Origin of the sequence: Xenorhabdus vietnamensis (assembly GCF_002127535.1) — a bacterium.
Classification (GTDB): Bacteria; Pseudomonadota; Gammaproteobacteria; order Enterobacterales; family Enterobacteriaceae; genus Xenorhabdus; species Xenorhabdus vietnamensis.
Map to the genome: position 1 here is coordinate 1 of NZ_MUBJ01000074.1, position 1,858 is coordinate 1,858.

General features: G+C 45.3%; 4 protein-coding genes. All 4 read left to right on the top strand.

Annotated elements, in window-relative coordinates:
• The first annotated feature begins 186 nt into the window (after positions 1-186).
• Complete coding sequence (locus Xvie_RS20115; RefSeq protein ID WP_086110863.1) at positions 187-501, top strand: phage holin, lambda family; 315 nt, start codon at positions 187-189, stop codon at positions 499-501.
• On the top strand, positions 501-728 hold the full coding sequence (locus tag Xvie_RS20120) for a hypothetical protein (RefSeq protein ID WP_086110860.1): 228 nt from the start codon (positions 501-503) through the stop codon (positions 726-728). The genes Xvie_RS20115 and Xvie_RS20120 overlap by 1 nt, the downstream gene beginning before the upstream one ends.
• Positions 728-1,141, top strand: coding sequence for a structural protein (locus Xvie_RS20125; protein WP_086110861.1), 414 nt, complete (start codon positions 728-730; stop codon positions 1,139-1,141). The genes Xvie_RS20120 and Xvie_RS20125 overlap by 1 nt, the downstream gene beginning before the upstream one ends.
• A gap of 169 nt (positions 1,142-1,310) precedes the next feature.
• A partial coding sequence (locus Xvie_RS20130) for a phage antirepressor N-terminal domain-containing protein (protein ID WP_086110862.1) occupies positions 1,311-1,858 on the top strand: 548 nt, incomplete at its 3' end.

Here is a 1,858-nt window from a genome sequence, read left to right on the forward strand (position 1 = left end):
GATTTTGATTGCATCTGGTCGCGTGAAATTACTAGCGGTATTTCTGGAACAAAAACGACCTCAATTGAATCACTATTTGTGATGAAGCCTGAGTAACGGCTAAACCTTTTCTATTAACTCAACTCACAGGGGCGAACCTATTTCACCCCACGGACGCCCATTGTTCAGATGGGGTGGAATATGAAGATGAAAGAGAACCCTGATTTATGGGCTGAACTATTAAACGGCCTGAAGAACTCGTGGCCGCAGATATCCGGCTCGGTTTTGGCAATCGCCATTTGTTATGGGCGCCTGATTTATGACGGCGTGGAACGCAAGAACCGCTGGGTCGAACCGCTACTGTGCGGGGCGCTGTCGTGGGGGTTCTCCAGTGGACTGGAATTATTTGGCATTCCAAGCAGTGTTTCACCCGCACTTGGTGGTGCTGTTGGCTTTATTGGAGTAGAAAAAATACGAGAGTTTGCTCTCCGTGCCATCAATAAACGGTTGGGAGATAAATAATGACCGGAAAAGTTCTCGGTGTGAATTCTCCCTATCTGGCTATGTTGCTGCATCAAAATCGTCGTCGCTTTGTATTACGTAAACTGCGTAATCTTTGGTATACCGACCTATTTCTTCTAAAACTGACTTATCAACAGAAATGGTTAAGAGACTATTTCAGTTTTGATAGACGTTATCAATATATCAGGCAACTGACAGAGCATGAGCAACAACGGGGGAGAGTCTGATGACCAGAGGCATTAGGAATCACAATCCGGGCAACATCGATCACAATCCAAAGAATAAATGGCAGGGTCAAATCGGAATTGAAACGGGGGTAAAAAACCCTCGGTTCTGTCGGTTCGAGTCACCAGAGTATGGCATTCGGGCACTCATGAAGTTGTTGTCCAACTACCAGATCAAACACCAACTGCACTCGATTAGAAAAATCATCAATCGTTATGCGCCACCTGTTGAGAACGATACGGAAAGCTACATCCAGTTTGCGGCTGAAAAGGTCGGTGTTTCTGCTGATGAGAAGATATCAACTCAGGATAAAAAAGTCCTGTTTGCTCTGGCAGAGGGGATTATCAAGATGGAGAACGGCAATCTACAGCCCTATCCAGAGGCAATGTTTGAGAAAGCCTTTAATTTACTCTGAATTCTCAAGCCTCGCATTTTGCGGGGCTTCTTTTTATCTGCGTACTGACGTGCGCTAAATCCAATCACGAGCTTATAGAAATAGAGCCTGAGAAGTATCGCCAGGTGGCGACCTCTCGTGGGTGATATTTCTACGTCAGCAGGCTCTTATTTCTATAGGAATACGCAAAATGCACACAATCACAGTCCCTTTTTATAACGATGAACTTTATGTCGTGGAATACAACAATGAACCCTATGTGCCAATGAGACCTATTGTCGAAGGTATGGGAATGGACTGGTCCTCACAATACACCAAGATAAAACAAAGGTTTAACACCTGCGTTGTGAATATCACAATGCAGCTTCCCGGAGATAAACAGCACAGGGATGTAGTCTGCCTTGCTCTGCGTAAACTTGTTGGCTGGTTAGCCACCATCAACCCAAACAGGGTTAAGTCCGAAATCAGAGATACAGTTATCCGTTATCAAAATGAGTGCGACGATGCGCTTTATTCATACTGGACAAAGGGCATCGCTGTTAATCCCCGCAAGCCTAGCGTGATGGAAGAACTGAATCAGGCCTGTGCTGACTTAAAGAGAGATAAACAGATCGCCAGTGTATTTGGTACTGGACTCAACGAATGGAAGAAGGTCAGACCTGAGCATGAAAGCAAAATAAGAGGATTGGTCGGACAGGCTGCTGACTTAGTTCTGGATCTTGTTCTGGCTGAAACAGG

Coding starts and splice junctions, on each gene's coding strand:
- Xvie_RS20115 (WP_086110863.1), top strand. CDS start 187: ATGAAAGAGAACCCTGATTTATGGGCTGAACTATTAAACGGCCTGAAG.
- Xvie_RS20120 (WP_086110860.1), top strand. CDS start 501: ATGACCGGAAAAGTTCTCGGTGTGAATTCTCCCTATCTGGCTATGTTG.
- Xvie_RS20125 (WP_086110861.1), top strand. CDS start 728: ATGACCAGAGGCATTAGGAATCACAATCCGGGCAACATCGATCACAAT.